This is a genomic window from Micromonospora sp. NPDC126480, assembly GCF_040302465.1.
GTDB lineage: Bacteria > Actinomycetota > Actinomycetes > Mycobacteriales > Micromonosporaceae > Micromonospora.
In genome coordinates this window covers 344,038-367,414 of sequence record NZ_JBEORU010000002.1, presented here as the reverse complement: position 1 = coordinate 367,414, position 23,377 = coordinate 344,038, and the positions used below count along the sequence as shown (strand labels likewise).

Sequence of the window (23,377 nt, the reverse complement as noted above, 5' to 3'; positions counted from 1 at the left end):
GGAAGCGTGCGGCGGGGGCTACTCCGCCGCGGGCGAGGGCCCCGGGGAAGCGTCCTGGGCGTGCCGGCGCAGGTCCCGCACGTCGTCGAGTTGCTGAAAGCCGGCCGAGCGGTAGGTGGCGACGGCACCGGCGTTGGAGCTCTCGGCGCACACGATCGCGCTCGACGAGCCCAGTTCCCGCAGGGCCGCCGCCGCGGCGAGGCTGATCGCCGTACCGTAGCCGTGGCCGCGATGGTCGCGGTGCACGCCCATCGGTTCCAGCAGGCCGGGTCTGCCCGGACCGGCGGACCAGACCGTCACGGCCGCCACCGCCGTGTCCCGGTCGTCGTAGGCGACCAGGCAACGGGCGTCGGCGTAGGGCGTTCCGGCGGCCATCGCGTGCCAGCGCTCGTCGGTGAACGTCGACCTGTCGAACGATGCCCGCTGGACGGCGCACCGCACGTGGGCCCGCTCCGGGCCGGTCACCTCGATCCGCAGGCCGCAGCCCGCCACCGGCTCCGCGAGGTCGCGCCGGAGCGGTGTCCACGGCTCGTCGGCATCCCACCCGTTCTCGGCCAGCAGTTCGCGGAACCGGGCGCCGGATCGCGCTTCGACGTAGACGGTCCCCGCCGGCAGGACGCCGCGTTCCGGCCGGCTGACGTCGGCGACCATCTGGCGGGCAAGCTCCTCGTCGTGTCCGGCGTCCGGCGCGATCGCCAGGCGCAGCAGCTCGGGACTGTCCACCAGCCCGACGGCGAGGACGCGTCCGTCCCGGCTCCAGGTCCGGACCGCCGCGGCCGTCGCCTCGCGGCCGAACCGCCAGTGCCAGCCCAGGTCCCCGGGGTGCAGGTGCACCGGCGCCCCGTCGTGCTGCCAGCCCCGCAGCACCTGCACGGCTTCGCTCAGCCGGTCGACTCCTGGTGTGCTCAACACGACTGCCACACGCTGATCAAACACGGCCGCGCCGCGGGAGCGGTAACGAATTCCGCCCGGGCCGGAGGCGTCGTTCCCCCGGACCGGCAGCCGGCCACGGGCGACGGAAGCGGGTTGGGGTGCCGCCCACCGTCGGCACCCCACCCGGTCGACACGTCAGCCGGTCGCGCAGCTCGCGGTCGGTGTGGTGTTGTTGCCGTTCTTGTAGAGCGTGATACCGAAGTTGTTGCCGTTGCCGTTCGGGCGCGCCGTGAGGGTGCCGCTGGTGCCGCTGATCGACGCGTTCCAGCTGTTCTGCAGGCTCTGGCCGCCCTGGGTCTGAATGCTGACGACCCAGTTGTTGGTGCCGCTGACCGAGAAGCTCACGTTGAACCGGTCGTTCCACTCCTGGCCCCGGCTGACGCTGACCGTGCAGCCACCGCCCGGGGGCGGGGTGGTCGGGCCGGGGCCGGGCGTGGAGGCGCCCACCGTGATGTTCGAGCTTCCGCTGCTCTGGTACCCCTCGGTGGCCATGATCTGGTAGTCGTGGTTGCCGAGGTTCATGCCGTGGCGGGCCCACGCGTCGAAGTGGTTGCCCGCGGTGATGGTGCCGCCCACCCGCTTCGACTGCCGGACGCTCCAGTACTGGTAGAAGGTCCGGGTGCCCTCGATCGAGGGCGCGTTGACCCGCTGGGTCCGGTAGATGTCGTACGTGCCGCCGTCGCTGGAGACCGAACCCATGTAGCCGCTGCCCGGCGGCCGCCAGCTGCCCCAGCTGTCGACGATGTAGTACTCGACGAGCGGGTTTCTCGTCCATCCGTACAAGGTCAGGTACGAGTTGCCGGACGGGTTGAAGGTGCCGGAGTAGGTGACCGTCCGGCGGCTGCCGGGATTCCAGCCCTTACCGGCGACGAAGTTGTTGACGTTGCTCCACTGGGTGCTGTACTGACCGCCGGCACCCATCGTCATGGAGACGTTGCCGCTGTCCTTCCAGAACGAATAGAAGTAGCCGTTGTGGGTGCCGGTCGAGTTCGAGGTGACGGTCTGGGCGTGGGCCGGGCTGGCCTGGATCACCGTTGTGCCGGCGGTGATCAGCGCTACGGCGCAGGCGCCGCCGAGGAGCATCCGGAGGCGTCTGCGCCTCGTTGCGGGGACGGGGGTGTCGGTCATGGGCGTGCTTCCTCCTTGTCACGGCTGGTGTGGGGCCAGCAGTGCGGTACGAGCCGCGGGGCCGTCGGTCGCCTGGTGACGGCGACCGCGGGTCGGCGTCGCACCACCGGTGGTGGTGGGCCGGTCATCCGCTGACGACCGGCGGGGTGGGTCGCGGTGGCATCGACAGTGATTGAGCAGCGTCGATGGCGTCAGTATTGGCTCGCGCGGAACGCGTGTCAACAAGTTCCGGAAATGTTGTGGGAAGCAGGTACGGGCGGCACGGCACCGCCCAAAGAGTATCCGAGCAGGTAGATGAGGCTTCAGAGGCCGATCATCACTCCGGGTCAATTCGATCAATCGCCCGATCGAGGTCGATGTCCAAGGCGATGATGCCGAAACTTCCGGACTCTTTCCGGATCAGGCTGCTCGACAGCTGAGCGGCCGTCCGGCCGTCAACCCAGCCGGAGCAGGGTGTGTTCGGTGGTGGCGAGGATGCGTCGCAGCAGTTCCTCGTCGAGCGGCTCCTGCTGGGCCGACATGTACACGGTAATGACGGAGTACCCGACCGCCAGCATCGCGTAGGCGAACGTGCCGGTGAACGCGTAGCCGGCGACCGTGGCGCTCATCGTGCTGTCGTACCGCCAGCTGAGTTCGCCGAACGGCGGTGGCGGCGCGGCCCGGACCTGGAACTTCAGAGCGGTCGACGACTCGTCCAGGGTGAACGCGGGGCACGCGCGACGGGCATCGCGGGCCGCGACGAGGATCGCCTCGCCGACCGGGGCGTCGTACGAACGCACGGTGACCGTCACATCCGTGTACGTGAGCCCGCCGTCGCCGGGGTCACTGGTGTAGGTCCGGATGCCAGTAGCCCGCAGGTGCGCGGCGCCGGCAGCCAGGAAGCTCTCCCGGACCAGCGGCTCGCACGCCGGGTCGGAAACCGACACGCCGGACGACACGATGCCCGGCTCCGGCGAACCGCTGTCGGCGACTTTCCAGGTCAGCGGAATCACCAGCACGCTTGACTGAGCCACGCGCTCGGCCTGCTGCGGCGTCAGGACCCGCCGGGCCGGGGCGTACCGCTCGCTGAGCGCGGCAAGCTGACGTTGCCGGGAGTTCTCGGCGACGCCGCCGGGTACACCGGCGACGCCGACGGCCACCGCCACGGCGGTGGTCACCGACACCGCCGTGCCCGCGCCGGTCAACCTGTGGATCCGGACGGGTGCCGGGAAGCCGCGCCACCGGGCGGCCAGCGGCACGAGCAGCGCCGCCAGCAGCACCGTGGCACAGCCGAGCCAGACCGGCGCGACCGCGACGTCCGCCGCGAACAGGTCCGGCTCGGCCGGTCGTCCGGTCAGCCACCCGTGGCCGTAGTGCGCCGCGGTGGCCGCGGCGGTGGTCGCGGTCGCGGCGAGCACACCCGACGACCAGCCGTACGGCCACGGCGTGCTCAGCGCGACCACGACGAGCACCACCACGCCGGCGGCGGCGCAGATCCACCACCGCTGCTGCTGGGCCCGAAGCTGGTCGGTCAACCCGGAGCTGGCGGGCTGCACCAGGATCGCCGCCACGCCGGCGACCGTCGCCGTGGCGAGCGCCACCAGCCAGGGCCGGCGCCCGCGGGGCACCTGCCGCCGGGACAGCAGCGCGTACACCACCAGCAGCCCGAGAGCGAGGGCCGGCCAGGCGTACCGGGCCAGCCCGTAGGTGAGGATGTGCCGCAGGTTCCCGGTGTCGTCCAGCGCCGCGGCCGTAAGCCCGACGGGCCACAGGCCGGCGACGGCGGCCAGGCCGCTCGCGCCCACCGCGAGGCGCCCGTGGACGGCCCGGTCGCTCCGGGCCGCCAGCTCCGCCACGCTGGCGGCCAACGCGACCACACCGGCGGCGGTCAACCCGAGCACGGCCACGGCGAGCACCGCCCGGCCCGAGCTGCCGGGCCGCACCAGGGGATAAGGGATCCGCGTGGCCCGGAACACGACCGGCACGAGCAGGGTGCCGAGCACCACGCCGCCGCCGGCGCCGGCCACGGACCGCCACCACTGCGGGTCTGCGTGCCGGGCCCGCCCGCGGCGCACCAGCGACGGAAAGAGCAGGGCGAGCACGGCGGCACCGGTCAGGGCGGCAAGGGCGCCGCCGCTCCACGCGTACAGCCGCGGGACCAACTCGACGGCCAGCAGGACGACGGTGTTCATGGCGGCCCCGGCCACGAACCCGACCGCCAGTGCCTGCACGAGCCCGCCCTCGTAGGCACGGGCGCCACCCCGCAGCGCACCAGCCCGGGCCACCGGGTCGGGATGGCGGGCCAGCAGCCGCCGGACGCGGCTCCACGGCTGCGCCGGGTGTGGGGCGGGAGCCCGCGCGAACAACGCGGCCAGTGCGGACTGCCCGCCCGCGCCAGCGGCGTATCGGTCCGCCTCGTGCTCGCGCAGCCGCAGCAGGGCGGCCGCGAGCACCGCCACTGTGGCCGCCCACAGCGCAGTACCGACCAGCGCCGCGACGGGCAGCGGCGACAGGGTGGGCCGGGCGAGCATCGGTACGCTCGCCAGCGCGAAGACGGGTACGAACAGCCACGCCGGTCCCCGCACGGCCGAAATCCAGGTGACGTCGCGGGCCAGCACGTGGGCGAGCTCGTGGGTGACGACGGCGTCGAACCGGTCACCGGGGTCGAGCGCCAGCCGCGCCGGTATCACGACGGTGGGCCGCCCGGCCGGCAGTGACGTGGTGAACGCGTGCCGCACCGCCGGCCCGGCGACCCACAGCCGAGGGGCGCGCCGCCCCGACAGGCCGTGCCGCTGGCACAGCTCGGCGAACCGCTCCCCGGCGGCCGGCACCTCGATGCGGCCGAAGCGACGCAGGCGCCGCAGGTCGCGCCAGGGGACGACGATGGTGAGCGCCAGCGTTCCGGCGAGCAGCAGCAGCGCACCACCGAAGACGGCCGTTCCGCGCAGCCGGACCTGCTCCGCCAGGCATTCGCCGAGCGCGCCGGCCGAACCCCGGTGCAGCGCCTCGCACCGTTGCACGGTCATCCCGTACCGCAGAGCCCGGTACACCGGGCCGTCGAAGAACGTGAAGCCGGCCGCCATCCCGACGCTGCTCAGCGAGACGGCGACCAGGCCGTACAGCCACAGCAGCGGGCGCGGCCGGTCCTCAGGAGCGGTCATCGTCGGGCGGTGTGTCCGGCATGTGAACGGCGCCGACGAGGGCGTCGGCCAGCAGGTCGGCGGTGGCCTCGTCGAGCCCGAGGGTGATCGCGTGCCGCCGCGACAACTCGCGCAGCCGGGCCACCTGCGCCGCGGTGAGAACGATCCGACCGTCGACCGCCGGCACGGCGGCGCCCGCCAACTCCGGCCCGGTCCGGTCCCGCCGGCGCCACCGCCGCCAGCGGGACCGGACCGCAGCGGCGCCTAGACCGAGGAGATCCCGGAGCGACCCGGCAACCACCTCGATGACGACGGCACTTACCAGTGCTTCCTCGATGCCGAAGCCGACCGCGCCGCCCGGCGCCCGGCCCGCCGAGTGCCCGGCCCGCCAGGCCGCCGCGACCTCGTCGAAGACGCCCGACTCCTCCGGGGCGAGCTGCTCGCTCACCTCCCGAGCCAGCCGCACCACGACCGCCGAGGCCTCGACGGTCGTGGGTGGACGTGCCGATTCCATCGTCAACGCTGGCCTCCCCGGCCGCACCATCCATGGACGCCGATCCGGCTACAGGCTATCCACTGCCGGCAACCGGCAACAGCGCGGCACCCTGCTCCCGGTTGCCGACACGGCGGTCATCCGGTGGTGCACGGCGCCCCGTTCAGCGTGAAGGAGGACGGGCGCGGGTTCGCGCCGCTGTGCGTGCCGTTGAAGCCGATCTGCGTCGCGGCGCCGGCCGGCAGGGAGCCGTTCCAGGCGGCGTTCGTCGCCGTCACCGCCGTGCCACTCTGCGACCAGGTCGCCGACCAGCCCTGGGTCACCCGCTGGCCCGCGTCGGGAAACGCGAAGCGCAGCGTCCAGCCGGACAGCGCGGCGGTGCCGGTGTTGCTCACCGTGATGTTGGCGGTGAAACCGGTGCCCCAGTCGTTGGTCGCGTACGTGACCTGACAGCCCGCCCCGCCCTGGGTCGGCGTCGGGGTCGGCGTCGGGTCCGCCGCGGTCACCACGACCGGCGTCGAGGCTGGCGACGCGTTGCCGGCGGCGTCGACCGCGCGCACGTGGAACTGCCGGGGCGCGCCGGGAACCAGCCCGGTGACCGTGAACGAGGTGGTGGTCGTCCTGCCGTACACGGGGCTGGGCTCGGGCGCCCCGACCACCTCGTGCACGGTGTACTCCCGTACCCCGACGTCGTCGGTCGCCGGCGACCAGGTCAGCGTGGCGGATGTGCCGTCGACCACGGCGCGCAGGTTGGTCGGCGCGGTCGGCGCGGTGGTGTCCGGTACCCCTCCCCCGTAGCTCAGCCCATGACCGTACGGGAACAGCGGCGGCTTGCCGTCGCCGTCGTTGATCGGCTGCTGGCCGGCCGACTGCATCCAGGTCACCGGCAGCTTCCCGGTCGGCTGGCGGACTCCGAACAGCACGTCGGCCACGCCCTGCCCCTCGGTGCCCGGCAGCCAGGCGGCGACCAGGGCGTTCCAGTTCGGCAGCTGGGCGGCGACGTCCAGCGGCCGACCGGAGACCAGCACGACCACCACCGGCACGCCGGCGGCGCGCAGGGTGTTGATGGTGTTCAGGTCCGTGGCGTCCAGGCCCAGGCCCGCGGGCCGGTCACCCTCGCCTTCCGCGTACGGAGTCTCGCCGACCACCGCCACCGCGACGTCGTACGAGGAGTCGATCCCGCTGCCGGTGCGGCTGTAGGTCACGGTGCCGGCCGACCCCACGGTGTTGCGGATGCCCTGCAGGATCGTCGTGCCCGGCGTGATGTTGCCGCTGCTGCCCTGCCAGGTGATGGTCCACCCGCCACTCTGGTTGCCGATGTCGTCCGCGCTCCTGCCGGCCACGAAGATCCGGCTGCTCGTGCGCAGCGGCAGCGCGCCGCCGTTCTTGAGCACCACCTGCGACTTGGCGACCGCCTCGCGGGCCAGCTCGCGGTGGGTGGCGCTGCCGAGCGTGCCGGCGTACGAGCGGTCGGCCAGCGGCCGCTCGAACAGGCCCAGCTCGAACTTCTTGGTCAGGATCCGCCGGTTGGCGTCGTCGATACGCGACATCGGCACCCGGCCCGCCTGCACCTCGGCGCGCAGCAGGGTGATGAACGACCGCCAGCGGTCCGGCGCCATCACCATGTCGATGCCGGCGTTGACGGCCTGGGCCACCTCGGCCGCGGTGAAGCCGGGCGCGCCGTCGAGCTGGTCGATGCCGTTCCAGTCGGACACCACGAAGCCGGTGAAGCCCAGTTCGTTCTTCAACACGTCGGTCACCAGGTAGCGGTGGCCGTGCAGCTTCTGCCCGTTCCAGCTGCTGAACGAGACCATGACGGAGCCGACGCCGGCGCGGACGGCCGCGACGAACGGCGGCAGGTGGATCGCCCGCAGCTCGGCCTCGGACAGCCGGGTGTCGCCCTGGTCGGTGCCGTTCGTGGTGCCGCCGTCGCCCACGTAGTGCTTGGCGGTGGCCAGCACGCTGGCCGGCCCGCCGAGCGTGGCGCCCTGGTAGCCGGTGACGATGCTGGTCATCTCCGTCGCCAGCTCGGGTTTCTCACCGAACGACTCGTACGTGCGGCCCCAGCGGTCGTTGCGCGCCACACACAGGCACGGAGCGAAGGTCCAGTCCACACCCGTTCCGGTGACCTCCTCGGCGGTCGCCCGACCGATCCGCTCGACCAGACCCGGGTCGCGGGTCGCGCCCAGGCCGATGTTGTGCGGAAAGATCGTCGCGCCGACGACGTTGTTGTGCCCGTGCACGGCGTCCGAGCCGTAGATCATCGGGATGCCGAGGGGCGTGGCCAGCGCCCCGCGCTGGAAGCTGTCGTACATGTCGGCCCAGCCGGCCGCGTTGTTGGGCGACGGGGCGGAGCCGCCACCGGAGAGGATGGAGCCGAGCCGGTACGTCGTCACGTCGGACGGACTGACCTCGGCGCGCTCGGCCTGGGTCATCTGGCCGATCTTCTCGTCCAGCGACATCCGGGACAGCAGGTCCGTGACCCGCTGCGGCACCGGCAGCGACAGGTCCTGGTAGGGCAGCGACTCAGCCGCGGCGACCGGGGCCAGAGTCACCGCGGTCGCGGACAGCACGACCGCGGTGGCCACGCCGGCGACGGCCGCACGGGTACGGAATGGGCGCGTTGATCTGCGGAGCCTGATGCGCACGGGCATTCCCTTTCGGGGTGGGTGACGGGTGGGTGCCCTGTGCCCGGAGGTCGGCTCCCCCTCATGATGCCACGCCCGTACGCTCTCCGGCTTCGCGGAACCACCGCCCGCCGCTGCCGCGGCGGACCTGGCCCGCCGTCCGTCAGCCGGACAGCCGGGCCGGCCGGTGGGTCAGGTTCTCGATGTCGTCGGCGGCCGCGTCCAGCAGGCGGTGCGCCAGGTCCGACAGTGCCCGCGCGGCGGCGAGTTCGTCCCCGACCTCCGGAACCTCACGGTCGGCCGGGTTGCGGCGGGCGTGGCCCTCACCGCGCAGACGGGTCCGGTCTCCGGTGCGCAGCCGCGCTTCGGCATGGGTTCGCCGCTCGTCGTCGTGCTCGTCGATCACGATCTCGACCGTCCACTTCTTCGTGTGCATCATCTCGGTCCGCCTCCCTCGGTGGTCGGTACCTCGACCCTCTCGCCGGCAAACGGTGGCCGACAGGGCAGAAGGTCCCCAACCCGCGGGTCCGGCTCACCGATCGGCAGGCGCTGCCCGGCCGCGCGGAGCGTCAGCGCGCCGCGGTCGGGCGGCCGTAGCGGCGGCGCAGCCGGGCCTCGGCGCCGGGTTTGAGGTTGGCCAGGGCCGGGTTCCCGTCGTAGTGGGCCAGGACCTTGGGATCCATCACCCGGTACCACAGCGGTGTGGCGAGAGCGAGCAGCACCATCGAGGCGTAGCCGCCCGGCAGCTGGGGCGACATGTCGAAGCTGCGCAGGGTCTGGTAGCGGCGCAGTGGGTTGGCGTGGTGGTCGCTGTGGCGTTGCAACTGGAAGAGGAACACATTGGTGACGACGCGGTCGCTGTTCCAGCTGTGCCGCGGGTCGACCTTCTCGTAGCGCCCGGCGGCATTGCGCTGGCGGCGCAGTCCGTAGTGTTCGAGGTAGTTGACCACCTCGAGCAGCGAGAAGCCGAGGAGCGCCTGCAGGAGCAGGAACGGCACGAGCTGCCAGCCGAACGTCGCGATCAGCCCGGCGAACAGCACGGCCGTCAGGAGCCAGGCGTTGAGCAGGTTGTTCCGCAGCGTCCACGGGCTCCGGCGCCGCAGCCGGAGACGGCCGATCTCCAGGTGCCACGCGGAGGTCAGGCTGCCCCACACCGTACGCGGCCAGAACGCGTAGAAGCTCTCCCCCAGCCGCGCGCTGGCCGGGTCCTCCGGGGTGGCGACGCGAACGTGGTGTCCCCGGTTGTGCTCGACGTAGAAGTGGCCGTACGCGGTGGGCGCGAGCGCGATCTTGGACAGCCACCGCTCGACCGACTCGCGCTTGTGGCCCAACTCGTGTGCGGTGTTGATCGCCAGGCCGTTGACGATGCCGATGGTGGCGACCAGGCCGGCGGCGCCACCGACGCCGAGGCCGCCGCGCGTCCAGACCCACGCGCCCAGCACCAGGGCGGCGTACTGCACCGGCAGGAACAGGAACGTGATCCAGCGGTAGTAGCGGACCTCCTGCAACTGCCGGGCGATGTCGTCGGGCGGGTTCCGGCCGTCGTCACCGAGCAGCACGTCGATGAGCGGGATGAGGCCGAAGACGACGGCGGGGGTGAGCCACCAGGCGGCCCATCCGGCGCCGGCCACCCACAGCGCGTACGCGAGGAACGGCAGCACCGGCACCAGAAGAGCCAGCGGCCACAGGTACTTCTTGCTGTCCCGCCACCCGGCGAGGACGGATGGGGCGTCGACCGGGGTCCGCATGGCCGCCTCCAAGACATCGAGCGATGAGCCGACTGTCACACGAGAGACCCGACTTGACAAGACTTGTGTTCGTGTCAACTTTCTGGGCACGGACAGGATCGGTGTCCAAACGCTAGACTCGCCGCATCATGGCCGGCTCCCCGCGTTACCGCGACCACGCACGCCAGCAGCTGCGGGACGCGATCATCGGCGCAGCCCGCGACCTCGCGATCGACCGGGGCTGGGACGCGGTGCGCATGGCGGACGTGGCCGCCCGCGTCGGCGTCAGCAGGCAGACGCTCTACAACGAATTCACGAACAAGGCAGGGCTCGGCGAGGCCATCGCCCACCGTGAGATCGACAGATTCATCGGCGGGGTGCGGGACGCCCTGTTCGCCCATGGCGCAGATGCGCGGGCGGCCGTCCACGCCGCCGTCACCTTCGTGCTCTCGCAGGCCGCCGCCGACCCGCTGATCAAGTCCGTCCTCACCAGCGCGCGCGGCGGCAGCGACACCCTCCTGCCGTACCTGACCACCCGCGCCGACCTGGCCCTCGCCGCTGCCGTCGCCGTGCTCCGGGAGTGGGCCGAGGCGCACCTGCCGGGGACCTCCCCCGACGACGTCACGGTCGGCGCGGAATCGATCGCGCGGTTGGTCGTCAGCCACGTCGTGCTGCCGCTCGCACCGGTCGAGCAGACCGCCGACACCCTCGCCGATCTGGCCCGACGCTTCCTCGACTGAGGGAGAAGCGCCCCTCGCCCACCGGTCGGGGCGCTTCTCCCACCGTCGTCTCAGCAGTGCCCGCTACCCCCGGCGCCGCACGGTCTCCCGCACGTCGTCGCCGAGGCGGGTGAGCGAGTCGGACACCGCCGCGCCGAGCAGCCGCGCGACCTCGCGCACGTCGGCGCGGACCGCCTCGTCCTCGACCGCACGGCCGGTCGCGGCGAACGCCTCCTCGATCTGATGCCGCAGGGTCGACAGCGCGTCGGACAACTCGTCGTCCTTCGCCTGTTCCGCGTGCAGCTTGAGCTTCAAACCCAGTGCGTTGAGCCGGTTCGTCAGCTCGGCCCACGTGCCCCGGTGGTCGCTCATGATGTCCTCCGATCCCTTCGCCGTCCCCCTGACGGTATGCCTGGACGCGGCGGGACACCCGGGTAGAAAGCCCCGGACCCGGTCCCGATCCGGGCGGCCGGGCCGTCAGCTCGTCGCGGCCGCCGGGAGGCGGACCACGAAACGGCACCCCTCGGCGAGGTTCTGCGCGTGCACCCGCCCGCCCTGTGCCTCGACCAGACCGCGCACGATCGCCAGGCCCAGCCCTCCGCCGGTGGATTCGTCGCGGTCGGCGCCGGTCGGTGCGGGGGTGCGGGCCCGTTCGCCCCGGAACGCCACGTCGAACAGCCGGGGCAGATCGGTGTCGGGGATGCCGCCACAGGTGTCGGAGACCGCGAGCCACACGTCTTTCTCGTCACGGCCGGCGTCGATCCGAACCGTGCCGTCCCGCGGGGTGTACCGCACGGCGTTGACGAGCAGGTTCGTCACCACCCGGGCAAGCTCCGCCTCGGCCGCCCGGACGGTCGGCCAGCCGCTGTCCGGGGCGAGCACCCGCACCCGCCGGTCGACGGCCAGCGGCGCGGTGGCCGCGATCGCATCCGAGATGATGTCGCCGAGCGGCACCGGGGACAGCACGGGCCGTAGCGCACCGGCGTTGATCCGCGACAGCTCGAACAGATCGTCGACCAGGCGGGTCATCCGATCCGTCTCGGCCCGGATCCGGTGGTGGTACTCGGCCACCGTCGCCGGATCGTCGACGACCCTGTCCTCGAGTGCTTCCGCCATCGCGCGCAGGCCCGCGAGCGGGGTACGCAGGTCGTGGGAGACCCAGGCGACCAGCTCCCGGCGGCCGGCCTCCAACTGCCGTTCCCGCTGCCGCGACTGGTCGGCCCAGACCGCCGCCTGCGCCAGCCGCCGGGCGAACGCCACCCCGACGGCCAGGGTGACCGCCGCGGAGGCCGCGACCGTGACGAGCACGACCTGCAGGTCGTGCGCGGACAGGAACATGGCCTGGGCGACCGCCGTGACACCCGCCGCCACCGATGCGACGGTGACGGCCAGCAGCACCGCCACGTGGGCGAGGATCGACCGGTTGCGGGTCAGGCGCAGCGCGCCGGCGCCGAGCGCGGCGACGGTCCCGCCGGCGATCAGCGCGTAGAGACCGATGAGCAGCAGATCCCTCACCGGTCCGGCCCCTGCGGCTCGTACCGGTAGCCGACACCCCACACGGTGACGATGCGCCGCGGTTCGGCGGGGCGGTCCTCGATCTTCTCCCGCAGCCGCCGGACGTGGACGGTGACGGTGGACTGGTCGCCGAACCGCCAGCCCCACACGCGGTCCAGCAGCTCGGCGCGCGACCAGGCCCGCCCGGGGTGGCGCAGCAGAAACGCGAGCAGGTCGAACTCCCGCAGGGTCAGCGCCAGGTGATCGTCGCCGAGCCGGGCGACCCGGCGGACGGTGTCCGCGGTCAGGTCGCCGTCGCGCAGCACCTCCGGGGCCTCCGCGTCGCGCGGCGCCGCGCGACGCAGCACGGACCGGATGCGCAGCACCAGCTCCCGGGGGGAGAACGGCTTGGTCACGTAGTCGTCCGCGCCGACCTCGAGCCCGGCGACCCGGTCGGCCTCGTCACCGAGCGCCGTCAGCATGACGACCGGCAGGTCCGGCATCCGGGCACGCAGCCGTCTGCACACCTCGATGCCGTCCAGACCCGGCATCATCAGGTCGAGGACGACCAGGTCGGGCGGCTCGGCGGCGACCGCGGCGAGCGCGTCCGCCCCGTCGAAGGACAGCCGGACCCGGCAGCCGTCCTGCTCCAGGTAGCGCCGGACGACATCGCTGACCGTCCGGTCGTCGTCCACGACGAGCACGTGGTGCCCCATGGCGGGCAACCCTATCCACCACCGGCCCGGTGCGGGCGTCCGCCACCGGCCGGTCGGACGGGCCGTAAGCGAACGGAAAGACCTTCCCGCACCGCGCGGGCCTATGGTGATCACCATGCTCAGACGACGTTGGCTGTTGTCCGTCCTCGCCGTCGTGGTCGTCACCGGGCTCGGGGTGGGCCTGTACCTGTTCCAGCCGTGGCGGCTGGTGACCGACCGCGAGGTACGCGAGGCGCTGCCCACGGTGGCGGAGCCGCAGCCGACCGGGTCGGCGGAGCCGCGGCCGACCGCGTCGGCGCCACCCGCGGCCGTGGTCCTCGCCGCCGGCGACTTCGTCTCCCACGAGCACGACACGACCGGGCGGGTGCAGCTGGTCCGCCTCGCCGATGGCCGTCGTCAACTGCTCGTGCGCGGGCTGGACACGTCCGACGGCCCCGACCTACGGGTCTGGCTCACCGACCGGGAGGTGCTGCCCGGCCGCGCCGGCTGGCACGTGTTCGACGACGGCCGCTGGGTCGAGCTGGGCCAGCTCAAGGGCAACATCGGCGACCAGGCGTACGACATCCCGGCCTCGGTCGACCTGGACGGGCTGCGCAGCGTGTCGATCTGGTGCAAGCGGTTCGCGGTGTCCTTCGGCGCCGCGCCGCTCGCCTGAGCGGCGCGGCGCCTGGTCGGTCAGCACCAGGTCAGCGTCGAGTTGACCCGCGTGACATTGCTGATCGTGTTGTTCGTCCCGCCGCAGGGGCTCTGCGTGATGTTGGTGTTGGTGACGGTGAGGTTCTGGAACCGGATGCCGGAGGAGAGCGGGAATTCCGTCCGGGCGGCGATCCTGATCTCGCCGCCACCGGTCACCGTTCCGGACACCCCGGCGATCGTCACGTTGTAGCAGTTCTCCACCAGGATCGCGTTGTTTCCCGTGTTCGAGATCGTCACCCGGTCGATGACCGCGCCACCGGACTCCGAGACACAGAAGATCCCCCGGCCGCCGCCGGCGGCGGCGACGTTGCCGACCCGGATGTTCGTCGGGTACGAGCTGCCAACCCGCCCGTTACGGTTGGCCATCCGGAACGCGGCGTACCCGGTGCCGGTCCCGGCGCCCTGCGCGTCGACCGTACCGACCGTGGCGTTGACCGTGTCGTTGAGCAGCAGCCCGGAGTAGCCGGTGTTCCGCGCCGTGACCGTTCCGATCGTGAGGCCGTCCACGCCGTACGTCTCCACCCCGTGCGCGCCGGTCCCGGACACGTACACGTTGTCGATGCGCACGTTGCGCACCTTCACCGCCCGGTCCCCGCCGTGGTTGTCGACGCGGACGCCCAGGCCGCCGGAGAGCCGCATGTCGATCTGCCCCAGGGTCAGGTTGTTCACGTTCCGCATGAAGATCCCGTACAGCGGCGAGCCGGTCAGCGTCAGGTTCTGCACCTCCACGTCGGTGGTCCCGCGCGAGTAGACCGGCGCGTAGTCACCGGAACCCGAGCCGGTCACGTTGATCGTGCCGCACACGGCGAGCGTCGTGTACGACGGCAGGGACAGCCGGGAGCCCGCGCTCATCGACCCGGAGCCACGGACCACCACCCGCTGCTTCGACGTCCGTCCCGCCGACAGTGAGTTCACCGCGGCCTGCATCGCCGACAGCATGCTCGACCCCGAGTACACCGTCGACGACCCGTTGCGGGCGGTCCAGGTGCTTCCGCTCAGCACGGCCTCGGCGTGGTACGACCCGCTGCCGCAACCGGTGCCCGGTGGTGGCGTGGTCGGGCTGCCGCCACCGCCGACCCGGATCATCTGCCACTGCTGGTTCGCGCCGTTGAGGTCGGCGTACTGGCTGACCCGGGCGCCGTCGGCGGTGGACCACCCCCACACCTCGAGGGCCTTGGCGGAGTGACGGTTGATCAGTCGGACATGACCGCTGTCGGAGTCGAGGACCTGGAACTGCTGGTTGGCGGCGTTCAGGTCGGGCCACTGGCGGTAGTCGGCGCCGTCCGCGACGTTCCACTCCCACAGGTCGACGACCTTGCCGCTGTGGCGGGCCTTGAGGCGGTAGTAGCCCCCACCGGAGGCGACGAACTGGAACTGCTGCCACTCGCCGTCGTTACGGGTCCACTGCTGGATCGCGGCGCCGTCCGCCACCGACGTGTCCCGGACGTCGAGGACCTTGCCGCTGTGTCGGTTGACCAGGACGTAGTAGGCGCCGGTGTCGATGACCGCGGCCTGTGCCGACGGCGCGGCGACCAACGCGACACCGGCGGCGCCGGCCAGCGCGGTCACCAGCGCCAGCACCAGACCGGTGCGACGGCGAGGGCGGGCCGACCGGCCGCGGGGTGATCTCCTGGTGAGGGTGCGAATCATCGGTCCTCCTGACCGATCAGTAGAGGTAGGGCCAGCCGGCGGCGTCGTATCCGATCCGGTTGATGCCGAGCAGCGACGCCCCGTCGTCGGCGTAGTAGTGGTAGAAGAGGTGGTCCCCGTCGCTGTCGGCCAGCACCGCCTGGTGGCCGGGGCCGTGGACGCCGCCGTGCGAGGCCAGCATCTGGGTGCCCCCGCCGGCCAGCATGTCGCGGCCGGCGCGGTCGACGAACGGCCCGGTCGGGGCGGTGGAGCGGCCGACCATCACCCGGTAGGTGCTGCTGGCGCCCTGGCAGCAGCGGTCGAACGAGACGTACAGGTAGTACCAGCTGTGCCGCTTGACGATGACGGGGGCTTCGATGCCGGGCCCGTAGGCCGCCAGGCTGTGCATCGCCGTACCGAGCCGTCGCCCGGTGCCCGGGTCGATCTGGATCAGCTTGATGCCCGACCAGAACGAGCCGAAGCTCAGCCACCAGCGGCCCTGGTCGTCGACCGTGAGGTTCGGGTCGATGGCGTTGAAGTTGTCGGTGCTGCGCGACTCGATGACCAGGCCCGCATTGGTCCAGCTGCCGGAGGCGCCGGTGGTGCTGGTGGCGAGGAAGATCGCCGACCGGTTGGAGCCGAAGGTCGACGCGGAGTAGTACAGGTGGTAGCGGCCGTTGTGGTAGGACAGGTCCGGTGCCCAGAGGTTGCGCCCGCCGCCGGTGTAGGCGGTCGTCCACGGCGCACCGCCGGGGAAGACCACGCCGGCGTTGCGGAAGGTGACCCGGTCGGTGGAGGTCTTGAGCGCGATGTCGTCGCCGGTGTGGGCGACGAGGTACCCGCCCTCGGGCCGCCTGACCACGGTCGGGTCGTGCACCCCGATGTCGCCGGAAACCCTGCCGGGCTGGGGATAGGACGCCGGTGGCGGCGTGGTGGGCGGGTTGACGCCGAGGCGGATCAGTTGCCACTGCTGGTTCGCGCCGTCGAGATCCCGATAGCCGGCCAGCCGACCACCGTCCGCCGTGGACCAGTTCCACACGTCGACGACCTTGCCGCTGTGGCGGTTGACGAACCGCACGAATCCGCCCGCCGAGTCCTGCAACCGGAACTGCTGCGTCGCCGCCCCACTGTCGGTGCGCTGCACCAACTGCGTGCCGTCCGCCGTGCCCGGCAGGTCCAGCACCTTCCCACTGTGCCGCGAACGGATCGTGTAGTGGCCGCCGCCGGCGTCCACGAACTGCCACTGCTGGACGGCGAGGTCGTTACGCGCCCACTGGTTCACCGGCGCGTTCTCCGCCGTCGACCAGTTGTGGACGTCCATCGCCTTGCCGCTGTGCCGGTTGACGAACACATAGGTCGCCCCGACGTCCACGGCCGCCGCCCACGCCGCGGGCGACGCGGCCACCGCACCGGCGGCCAGCAGCAGCGCCGCCGCCACAGCGACGGCCGACAGCGCCCGCACCGTACGCGGGTGCGAACCCCGTGGCGGCTCCTGGTCCAGCTTCACGCGCTTCCTCCTCGGGGCGACACATGACGGTGCCGTCACAGCCGACCGCCAACCGTATGTTGTCGTTAACATCGATGACTGTCAACTTGATGCGGGCTGAGCCGCGACGACCGGCCGCCGACGGGCGCCGGGACGGCGGCCGGCGAGGGTGGCCCGTCTCACCGTGGCCATGCCCACCGGATCACCGCGGCGGCTGGGTACGCTTGATCGGGTACGAAGTGCACCCATATGTCCGCGAGCCAAAGGGGTGACCATGCCCGATCACGCGTCCGGCCGCATCGACCTCGCACGCCTGCGGGAAGTGCTCGACGGACCGTGGGCCGAGGTACGCGAGGCGCACCGGAAACACCTCGACGAGCGCTTCCTCCCGGTGTACGGCGAGACCGGTGACCAGGCGCGGGAGCGGATCAGCCGGCTGCTCACCGAGCTCCCCGTCGAGCTGGGCGTCGCCTCGGCGTTCCCCACCGGTTACGGCGGCAGGTCCGACGTCGGCGGCTCGATCGTCGCCAGCGAGATGCTGGCCCAGGTCGACCTGTCGCTGATGGTCAAGGCGGGTGTCCAGTGGGGCCTGTTCGGTGGCGCGGTGGAGGCCCTGGGCACCCAGCGGCACCACGACGCCTATCTGCGCGACATCATCGCGGGCGAGATTCTCGGCTGCTTCGCCATGACCGAGACCGGCCACGGCTCCGACGTCCAGCAGCTGCGCACCACCTGCACGTACGACCCCCGGACGCAGACCTTCGACCTGCACACCCCGCACGAGGCGGCCCGGAAGGACTACATCGGCAACGCCGCCCGGGACGGGCGCATGGCGGTGGTCTTCGCGCAGCTGATCACCAACGGGCGGCGGCACGGCGTACACGCGTGGCTGGTCCCGATCCGCGACGCCCAGGGCGACCCGCTGCCCGGCGTGACCATCGGCGACGCCGGGCCCAAGGCCGGCCTGCTCGGCGTCGACAACGGGCGGCTCAGCTTCGAGCACGTGCGCGTGCCGCGGGACATGCTGCTGGACCGCTACGGTCAAGTCGCCGAGGACGGGACGTACTCCAGTCCGATCGAGAACGACTCCCGGCGCTTCTTCACGATGCTCGGCACCCTGGTTCGCGGCCGGGTGAGCGTGGGCGGCGCCGCGGCGGCGGCCACCAAGTCCGCGCTGACCATCGCGGTGCGCTACGGCGACATCCGCCGCCAGTTCGACACCCCCGACGCCGACCGGGAGGTGCTGCTCAACGACTACCTGGCCCACCAGCGCAAGCTGCTGCCCGCACTGGCCACCACGTACGCGTTGCACTTCGCCCAGGCCGAGTTGGTCGCCGCACTCAACGCGGTACAGGGCGGCGCCGGGCCGGTCGACGAGCACCGGCAACGGGAGCTGGAGTCCCGGGCCGCCGGTCTCAAGGCCGCACAGACCTGGCACGCGACCCGCACCATCCAGATGTGCCGCGAGGCGTGCGGCGGCGCCGGCTACCTGGCCGAGAACCGGCTGCCCGGCCTCAAGGCCGACACCGACGTCTTCACCACGTTCGAGGGCGACAACACGGTGCTCCTGCAACTGGTGGCCAAGGGGCTGCTCACCGGCTACCGGGACGAGTTCGGCTCGTTGGACGGCTGGGGGCGCGCCTCCTTCGTCGCCGAGCAGGTCCGCGAGATGGTGCTCGAACGCACCGCCGCGCGGTCGCTCATCGAGCGGCTGATCAGCGCCGTACCCGGCCGCGACGAGGAGGTCGCCGTCACCGACCGCGGCTGGCAGCTCGCGCTCTTCGAGGACCGGGAGAGGCATCTCCTCGACGGCGCGGTGCGTCGCCTGCGCAACGGTGCGACCACGAAGAAGGACCGGCCGTTCGACATCTTCAACGACGTCCAGGACCACGTCCTCGCCGTCGCCGCCGCGCACATCGACCGGGTCACCCTGGAGGCGTTCGTCGCCGGCATCGACGAGACCGCGGACCCGTCGGTCCAGGCACTGCTCGCCCGGGTCTGCGACCTGTACGCGCTCAGCGTCATCGAGGCGCACAAGGGATGGTTCCTGGAGCACGGGCGTCTCACCCCGGCCCGCGCCAAGGCGATCACCGGGGTGGTGAACGGACTGCTGAAGGAACTGCGCCCGCACATGCGGACGCTCGTGGACGGTTTCGCCATCCCGGACCCGTGGCTGCACTGCGCCGTCCTGCGCGAGGAACCCGGCCGGCAGGCGACCATGGCCGCCCATGACGCCGCCGGTGACCAGCGGGCGGTGCCGGCGTAGGCGGGAGGAGTCGGATCCGGCCAACCGTCACTCGGCCCGCTACCGCTGGCGGAGGCCGCCGGGTCACCGACCGACCGGCCCGATGCCGTCGCGTACGCCGGCATGCAGGTCGGCGGTGGTGTGCGCCCGGATCCCGGGATCCACACCGCCGGTGAGCCGCGCGACGAGCGTTCGGACGTGCTGCTCGGCGGGCTCGGCGAGGCCGTCGTAGATTGCCGCGAACAGCTCCCGGGCGGGCTCCCGGAGCCATCCCGGCGGAAGGAGTTCCAACGGCAGCCGCGGGTCGAGGGTGGGGAAGCGGCGGAAGGTGTCCATGATCTCGGTACGCGCCCGCACCGCCGCCGCACCGTCGACCCGCCCCGACCGCGCCCGGGGCAGCAGCGGTGTCCAGCGCCGGAGGAACTCCGCGTAGTGCCGGGCGATCGCATCGACGTCCCAGGCGTCGATGGGGGCGCGACGACTCGTGGCGTCGAGCTCGGTCTGTCGTCCCCGGAACACCGTGACGGCACCGAGGGAGAGCTGGGCAAGTTGCGCCCGGGCCGGCGGGGTCAGCTCGTGCGGCGAGATCCACAGCCCGTCGTACAGCGGCGCGTACCCGAGCCAACGGAGCTGGCCGCGCAGCGCCCGCCGCTGCGCGGCCAACTCCTGCGGCAGGGAGAAGGCGACGATCGTCCAGCACCCGTCCCACGGGGCGGTCGCGGCGGTGGTGGCGAGGATCCACCTGCCGCCGCCGGCGAGGTTCGCGGCCGCGGCGTGGCTGAGCCGGTAGAAGCTGCGCCGCCCCTGTCGGCTGCCCTCCAGCACGCCACGGCGGGCCAGGCGGCTGATCGCGGTACGCGCGCCGGCGGTGGTGACGCCGGAGTCCGCGAGCAGCGCGACGATCGCGGCGGACGGGACCGCGGCACGGGTGCGCAGGGTGTAGTCCGCCAGCAGGGTCACCGCGACGCCCTGGGGTGAGTTGCCGACCTGCCGCCGGGGCAGCCGCAAGGGCTGGTCCCCGTCGCCCGGAAACATCTCCTCGATGTCGAACGGAATGGTCACGGGCGCTCCGGGCGGGGGCTCGGGGACGGGGTAACGAACTGTAGCCGGCGCGCCGACCAGACCGGAGCGCAGGTGAACGACCTCAGTCAGTCGATGGTAATCGATTGACACTTGTCGGTCCCACGGGAACACTATCTGCTACACGACGCCACCGGAGCCGGGCAGGGCGAGCCGCACAGGAGCGGCGACGTGCGCCCACCGCGGGGTACCGGGCACACCCGCGAGTGAACCGCACGACCAGTCCCAGCCTGCACAGATGATCAAAGGAGTCATCCCGGTGAGAATCAGAAGGAATCTGCTGCTCGGCCTCGCCGCGTCGCTGGCCGCGGTCGGCTTGGTGGTCCCCACGCTCCGGCCCGCGTACGCGGCGTCGTTGACCGAGGTGACCAGCTTCGGCGACAACCCGGGCGGGATGCGCATGCACGTCTACGTGCCCGACTCCCGCCCGGCCAGGCCGGCGACGCTCGTCGCCATGCACGGCTGCGGCGGGTCGGGGCCCGGCTTCCACTCCGGCAGCGAGTTCGCCGCCCTGGCCGACCGGTACGGGTTCATCGTGATCTACCCGACCGCGACGCAGCAGGCCGGCTTCGGCAACTGCTTCGACGTCTGGTCCGACGCCGCCAAGCGCCGCGGTGGCGGCAGCGACCCGGCGTCGATCATGTCGATGGTCCGCTACACCCAGCAGCGGTACGGCGCCGACGCCGACCGGGTCTACGCCACCGGCAGTTCGTCCGGCGGCATGATGACCAACCACCTGCTCGCCCTGTACCCCGACGTGTTCAAGGCCGGCGCCGCCTTCATGGGAGTGCCCTACAACTGCTTCGCCAACGCCGCGGACTTCCCGCCCGGCAGCAGCCAGTGCACCGGCGGAAACATGAACCGGACCCCGCAGCAGTGGGGCGACGCGGTCCGTCAGGCCTACCCCGGCTACCCCGGCCGCCGCCCACGGGTCCAGTTGTGGCACGGCACCAACGACACGCTGGTGCCGTACCAGCTCCTGCAGGAAACCATCGAGCAGTGGACCAATGTGTTCGGGCTCAGCCAGACGCCCACCTCCACCGACACACCACAGGCCAACTGGAACCGCCGCCGGTACGCCGACACCAGTGGCACCGTCCAGGTCGAGGCGTACAGCATCCAGGGCGCCGGACACAGCCTGCCCGCCGCCGGCATGGCCGCCTCGGCCATCCAGTTCTTCGGCCTGTCCGACCCGTCGAACCCCACCACCCCACCCAGCCCGACCTATCCCCCGAGCCCGACCGTCCCGCCGAGCCCGACCGTCCCGCCGAGCCCGACCGTTCCGCCGAGCCCGACCGCCCCGGGCCCCGGAACCTGTCGGGTGACCGTCGCCGTCAACGCCTGGAACACCGGACTGACTGAGAACATCACCGTCGCCAACACCGGCGCCACGGCCATCAACGGCTGGTCCCTGGTCTTCACGCTGCCGGGCGGGCAGACCATCACGTCGGGCTGGAACGCCTCCTACGCCCCCACCTCCGGTCAGGTGACAGCCAGGAACCTCGCCTACAACGCGGGCATCCCCGCCAACGGGTCGGTCACCATCGGCTTCCAGGCCACCCACACCGGTAACACCGCCCGGCCGAGCTCGTTCAACCTCAACGGCGCGTCGTGCGCGGTGTCCTGACACCGGGCGGCCAGCCACGGTGGCCCGACTCGCGAAATTGACGGTGACCAGGTTGGGATTCAACCGACCTATCGATGGTGTTGGTGCAACCATGGGAGACGTGGGACCTGCCAACACTGCTATGCCTGCCATCTCGCCGCTCGCCGGCGAGCCGATCAAGCGCGCCGACGCCGAGCGGCTCGCGGGAGTGCTGAAGGCCGTCGCCGACCCGGCTCGACTACGACTGCTCAGCCTGATCCAGTCCGCTCCGGAGGGTGAGGCGTCCGTGAGTGATCTCACCGCACCGCTCGGCCTCTCCCAGCCGACCGTGAGTCACCACCTGCGGATCCTCACCGAGGCCGGCCTGCTCGAGCGCGACAAGCGGGGCGTCTGGGCGTACTACCGCCTCGTGCCCTCCGCGATCGCCGCGATCGCCGACCTGTTGACGCCGCCCCGCAAGCGGGCGACGAAGAAGGCCCGCTGAGCGGCACGGTCCCGGCGGGCCGGGTGCGCCCGGCCCGCCGGTCGGCCGGCCGACCGGCGTAGCGGTGCCGTTCCGGTGCGCCTAGGTTGGAGCGGGTGGGCCGAGACAGACCGTTGGTGGGGCCGGAGTCGACGGGCGAGGTCGCCGTCGCGCAGTTGCTCGCCGCCGCGCGTGCCGGTGACGGCACCGCCTTCAGCCGTCTGGTCGCACCGCTGCGCGACGAGCTGCGCGCGCACTGCTACCGGATGCTCGGCTCGGTCCACGACGCGGAGGACGCCGTCCAGGACACCCTGGACCGGGCGTGGCGTGCACTCGACCGGTTCGAGGACCGATCGGTCCGGGCGTGGCTCTACCGGATCGCGACGAACCGTGCGCTGACCCTCCTCGCCCGGCGGGGACGGCGTGAGCTGCCGACCGACTTCGCCGGACGCGACGTGCCTGCGGTCGAGGCGGTCTGGCTCGAGCCGTACCCGGACCGGCTGATGGCCTGGTCCACCGAGCTGGATCCGGAGGCACGCGCGATCGCGAGAGAGAGCACGGAACTCGCGTTCGTCGCCGCCCTGCAGCATCTGCCGCCACGGCAACGCGCCGTCCTGCTGCTGCGCGACGTCCTCGGCTACGCCGCCGGCGAGACCGCCGATCTGCTCGACACCACGGTGGCCGCAGTCAACAGCGCGCTGCAGCGTGCCCGCCGGATCGTCGCCGACCGGGCGCCGAGCGTGAGCCAGCAGCGGATCCTCGCCGAGCTGGGCGACGCGGCGCTGCGGGAGGTGGCCCGGCGGTACGCCGCGGCGTGGGAGTCCGGTGACGTCGACGCGATCGTGGCGATGCTGACGGAGGACGCGCGGTACTCGATGCCACCGCTGATCGCCTGGTACGAGGGCCACGAGCAGATCCGCGGTTTCCTGGCCGACGCGGCGGGCCGGCGCCGGTGGCGGTTCCGGCCGGCGCGGGCCAACGGGCAGCTCGCGTTCGGGACGTACCTGTGGAACGACGCCGCCTCCGCCTACCTGCCCGCGGGCCTGGACCTGCTGGTGCTGCGCGGCCAGCGGGTCGCCGAGGTCGTGTCGTTCCTCGACGCGCGCCTGCCGGCGTTCCAACTTCCGGACCGGTTGCCGGTAGGAGCCGGCGGGAGCGATGACTTCGCGGGGCGGCCGGGGTTGTAGTCCTGACGGATCCGACAACCGGAAGGGCA

The 23,377-nt window shown here is 72.3% G+C and carries 19 protein-coding genes; 6 read left to right on the top strand and 13 right to left on the bottom strand.

Features of this window, described 5'->3' with window-relative positions:
• Window positions 1-18 precede the first annotated feature (18 nt).
• The 7 genes from ABTW87_RS03260 to ABTW87_RS03230 form a co-directional block, all read right to left on the bottom strand.
• Window positions 19-912 (bottom strand): GNAT family N-acetyltransferase, encoded by an 894-nt coding sequence (locus tag ABTW87_RS03260; protein WP_350648062.1) that lies wholly within the window; start codon window positions 910-912, stop codon window positions 19-21.
• A gap of 156 nt (window positions 913-1,068) precedes the next feature.
• Entirely contained in the window at window positions 1,069-2,061 is a 993-nt protein-coding gene (locus tag ABTW87_RS03255; RefSeq protein WP_350648021.1) for a glycoside hydrolase family 11 protein, read from the bottom strand.
• 434 nt (window positions 2,062-2,495) lie between these two features.
• Window positions 2,496-5,201 (bottom strand): M48 family metalloprotease, encoded by a 2,706-nt coding sequence (locus ABTW87_RS03250; protein WP_350648020.1) that lies wholly within the window; start codon window positions 5,199-5,201, stop codon window positions 2,496-2,498.
• A complete protein-coding gene (locus ABTW87_RS03245; RefSeq protein ID WP_350648019.1) occupies window positions 5,188-5,700 on the bottom strand; it encodes a hypothetical protein in 513 nt (170 codons plus the stop codon). The genes ABTW87_RS03250 and ABTW87_RS03245 overlap by 14 nt, the downstream gene beginning before the upstream one ends.
• Before the next feature lie 110 nt (window positions 5,701-5,810).
• Window positions 5,811-8,261 carry a glycoside hydrolase family 3 N-terminal domain-containing protein gene (locus tag ABTW87_RS03240; RefSeq protein WP_350648017.1) on the bottom strand — a complete coding sequence of 817 codons (2,451 nt, stop codon included), beginning with the start codon at window positions 8,259-8,261 and terminating at the stop codon, window positions 5,811-5,813.
• Window positions 8,262-8,463: 202 nt separating this feature from the next.
• On the bottom strand, window positions 8,464-8,739 hold the full coding sequence (locus tag ABTW87_RS03235) for a DUF1876 domain-containing protein (RefSeq protein ID WP_350648015.1): 276 nt from the start codon (window positions 8,737-8,739) through the stop codon (window positions 8,464-8,466).
• A gap of 130 nt (window positions 8,740-8,869) precedes the next feature.
• Window positions 8,870-10,048, bottom strand: a complete 1,179-nt coding sequence (locus ABTW87_RS03230) for an alkane 1-monooxygenase (RefSeq protein ID WP_350648014.1) — start codon at window positions 10,046-10,048, stop codon at window positions 8,870-8,872.
• 128 nt (window positions 10,049-10,176) lie between these two features.
• On the opposite strand from ABTW87_RS03230, the gene ABTW87_RS03225 reads away from it, so the two are divergent.
• On the top strand, window positions 10,177-10,767 hold the full coding sequence (locus ABTW87_RS03225; RefSeq protein WP_350648012.1) for a TetR/AcrR family transcriptional regulator: 591 nt from the start codon (window positions 10,177-10,179) through the stop codon (window positions 10,765-10,767).
• Window positions 10,768-10,830: 63 nt separating this feature from the next.
• Here the strand turns inward: ABTW87_RS03225 and ABTW87_RS03220 are convergent, their stop codons facing one another.
• The 3 genes from ABTW87_RS03220 to ABTW87_RS03210 all read right to left on the bottom strand — a co-directional run bounded on the left by ABTW87_RS03220 (window position 10,831) and on the right by ABTW87_RS03210 (window position 12,956).
• On the bottom strand, window positions 10,831-11,118 hold the full coding sequence (locus ABTW87_RS03220) for a hypothetical protein (RefSeq protein ID WP_350648010.1): 288 nt from the start codon (window positions 11,116-11,118) through the stop codon (window positions 10,831-10,833).
• Window positions 11,119-11,223: 105 nt separating this feature from the next.
• Window positions 11,224-12,261: a sensor histidine kinase gene (locus ABTW87_RS03215; RefSeq protein ID WP_350648008.1), complete on the bottom strand. Its 1,038-nt coding sequence runs from the start codon at window positions 12,259-12,261 to the stop codon at window positions 11,224-11,226.
• Window positions 12,258-12,956, bottom strand: coding sequence for a response regulator transcription factor (locus ABTW87_RS03210; protein WP_350648006.1), 699 nt, complete (start codon window positions 12,954-12,956; stop codon window positions 12,258-12,260). The genes ABTW87_RS03215 and ABTW87_RS03210 overlap by 4 nt, the downstream gene beginning before the upstream one ends.
• A 115-nt stretch (window positions 12,957-13,071) precedes the next feature.
• Here ABTW87_RS03210 and ABTW87_RS03205 point away from each other — a divergent pair, with 115 nt between their 5' ends.
• Window positions 13,072-13,611, top strand: a complete 540-nt coding sequence (locus ABTW87_RS03205) for a DM13 domain-containing protein (RefSeq protein WP_350648005.1) — start codon at window positions 13,072-13,074, stop codon at window positions 13,609-13,611.
• 20 nt (window positions 13,612-13,631) lie between these two features.
• On the opposite strand, the gene ABTW87_RS03200 is transcribed toward ABTW87_RS03205, so the two are convergent.
• Entirely contained in the window at window positions 13,632-15,302 is a 1,671-nt protein-coding gene (locus ABTW87_RS03200; RefSeq protein ID WP_350648003.1) for an RICIN domain-containing protein, read from the bottom strand.
• 16 nt (window positions 15,303-15,318) lie between these two features.
• Window positions 15,319-16,788: a family 43 glycosylhydrolase gene (locus ABTW87_RS03195; RefSeq protein WP_350648001.1), complete on the bottom strand. Its 1,470-nt coding sequence runs from the start codon at window positions 16,786-16,788 to the stop codon at window positions 15,319-15,321.
• 253 nt (window positions 16,789-17,041) lie between these two features.
• On the opposite strand from ABTW87_RS03195, the gene ABTW87_RS03190 reads away from it, so the two are divergent.
• On the top strand, window positions 17,042-19,033 hold the full coding sequence (locus ABTW87_RS03190) for an acyl-CoA dehydrogenase family protein (RefSeq protein ID WP_350647999.1): 1,992 nt from the start codon (window positions 17,042-17,044) through the stop codon (window positions 19,031-19,033).
• Between the two features lie 63 nt (window positions 19,034-19,096).
• Here ABTW87_RS03190 and ABTW87_RS03185 read toward each other — a convergent pair whose 3' ends face one another.
• Window positions 19,097-20,074, bottom strand: coding sequence for a PaaX family transcriptional regulator (locus tag ABTW87_RS03185; protein WP_350647998.1), 978 nt, complete (start codon window positions 20,072-20,074; stop codon window positions 19,097-19,099).
• Window positions 20,075-20,351: 277 nt separating this feature from the next.
• Here ABTW87_RS03185 and ABTW87_RS03180 point away from each other — a divergent pair, with 277 nt between their 5' ends.
• From ABTW87_RS03180 to ABTW87_RS03170, 3 genes are all read left to right on the top strand, one after another.
• On the top strand, window positions 20,352-21,719 hold the full coding sequence (locus ABTW87_RS03180) for an extracellular catalytic domain type 1 short-chain-length polyhydroxyalkanoate depolymerase (protein ID WP_350647996.1): 1,368 nt from the start codon (window positions 20,352-20,354) through the stop codon (window positions 21,717-21,719).
• A gap of 121 nt (window positions 21,720-21,840) precedes the next feature.
• Entirely contained in the window at window positions 21,841-22,182 is a 342-nt protein-coding gene (locus tag ABTW87_RS03175) for an ArsR/SmtB family transcription factor (protein WP_350647994.1), read from the top strand.
• A 116-nt stretch (window positions 22,183-22,298) separates the two neighbouring features.
• Window positions 22,299-23,348, top strand: a complete 1,050-nt coding sequence (locus tag ABTW87_RS03170) for a sigma-70 family RNA polymerase sigma factor (RefSeq protein ID WP_350648061.1) — start codon at window positions 22,299-22,301, stop codon at window positions 23,346-23,348.
• Window positions 23,349-23,377 lie beyond the last annotated feature (29 nt).